The 2038-nt window shown below is 47.0% G+C and carries 1 protein-coding gene; it reads right to left on the bottom strand.

What is annotated here, in order from left to right; genetic code table 11:
- Positions 1-2038 (bottom strand): transcription-repair coupling factor (mfd, locus tag RMO84_RS08215; RefSeq protein WP_310487979.1); only part of this gene is annotated, 2038 nt, incomplete at both ends.

Genomic DNA, 2038 nt, shown 5'->3' with positions numbered 1-2038 from the left:
GTGAGTTCTTGTTTGGTATCGGCGGCGGCAACGGCACGATAGGCACTCATTTTTTGCTCTAGATCGGCAATATAATCGGCGGGAATCATTGCCGTGACTTTGAGATCGATTTGCGTATCATCGACTTGAGGAATTTCCTGTCCGCGAATTTCTTTAATTGCTTCTTGGAGCATTTCCATATATAAGTCGAAACCGATAACATCCATCTGTCCCGATTGCTCGGCACCTAATAAATTACCCACGCCGCGAATTTCCATATCGCGAGTTGCGAGTTGATAACCAGAACCTAACTGAGTGAACTCTTGAATCGCTTTTAACCGCTGTCTGGCTGTCTCGGAGAGAGTTGATTCCTTCGGGTAAAATAACCACGCGTGCGCCTGAATTCCGGCGCGTCCGACGCGTCCACGCAGTTGATATAGTTGTGCTAAACCGAAGCGATGGGCATCTTCAACGAGGATGGTATTGACGCGGGGAATATCTAAACCCGACTCGATAATGGTCGTACACACGAGTAAATCGGCATCGCCATTACTAAATGTCAACATCGTCGATTCCAGCTCGGCTTCGTCCATTTGACCGTGGGCGATCGCGATTCGACAAGAGGGGATTTGTTCGCGAATTTTGCCCGCAGTTTCTTCGATACCTTCGATTTTTGGCACTACATAAAAAATCTGTCCGCCCCGATCGAGTTCTTGACGAATGGCGGTCGCGATCGCGTCGATTTTATAAGGCGATAAATGCGTGGCGATCGGTCGGCGTGATGGTGGCGGCGTGGTAATTAAACTCATTTCGCGCACGCCAGATAGAGACATATAGAGAGTGCGGGGAATCGGTGTTGCAGACAGGGTAAGCACGTCGATTTGACTGCGGAGGGTCTTGATTTTCTCCTTTTGATTGACCCCAAAGCGTTGTTCTTCATCGATCGTCAGTAAGCCCAAATCTTTGAACTTCAACTCTTTACTTAATAGTTGATGGGTGCCGATCACGATATCGAGTTCGCCAGTTTTCAAGCGTGCTAAAATATCTTTGCGCTCTTCGGCTGTCCGAAACCGATTGAGCAAGCCGATATTAATCGGGTAAGGTGCAAATCTTTCTTTGAGAGTATGGTAATGTTGTTGCGTTAAAATCGTCGTCGGTGCGAGAAAGATGACTTGCTTATTGGCAGTAGTAACGGCTTTAAAGATTGCCCGAATTGCCACTTCAGTTTTACCAAAACCTACATCTCCACATACCAATCGATCCATCGGTCGATCGCTTTCCATGTCGCGCTTGACATCTTGAGTTGCTTTCAATTGATCGGGTGTCGGTTGGTAGCGAAATGAGTCTTCTAATTCTTGTTGCCATGGTGCATCGGGGGGAAATGAGAAACCGGCTTTTTGCGATCGCTCGGCGTAGAGTTTGAGCAAGTCGAATGCTAATTTCTTAATTGATTTCTTAACTTTAGCCTTCGTCTTTTCCCAAGCTTGTCCCGATAGTTTATTCAGTTCTGGCTTGGCACCCGCAGCTTGCCTAAATCTAGACAATACACCTAGCTGGTCGGCAGGAACTTTCAGCGAGCCATCGGCATATTGAATTGTTAAATAGTCCCGCAAAGTATCATCGGTTTGGATACTTTCAAACTTAATAAATCGCCCTAAACCATGATTGCGATGCACCACATAATCGCCGGGGCGCAATTTATTCGGATCTACTTGTTTGGATGCTGCTTGCCGCCGCTTGCGAACGTAGCTAAAACTGGCTAAAGATTGCTGTCCGAAAAACTCGCGATCGGTAACTACCACCATCCGAAATGTGGGCAGAATAAAGCCTTCTAATTCTGCTACTCCTGAATACTTAATCGCCACTGCCGTATGCTGAATTTGTAACTTATCGATCGCCGGAAAGTCGCGGGGATTGGGGACAAATTGGGCGGGACAATCGTGTTCTTGCAACAATGATACCGATCGCGATGGTTGAGCCGAAACTAACCAACTCGAAAAACTCTGTTTGTGATAACCGCGTAAAGTATCCGCGATTTTGGCAAACTGATGGGGAATTG

Source organism: Chamaesiphon sp. VAR_69_metabat_338 (assembly GCF_031423935.1).
Classification (GTDB): domain Bacteria; phylum Cyanobacteriota; class Cyanobacteriia; order Cyanobacteriales; family Chamaesiphonaceae; genus Chamaesiphon.
The sequence above is the reverse complement of the archived record's forward strand: the minus strand, read 5'-3'. Positions and strand labels throughout refer to the sequence as shown.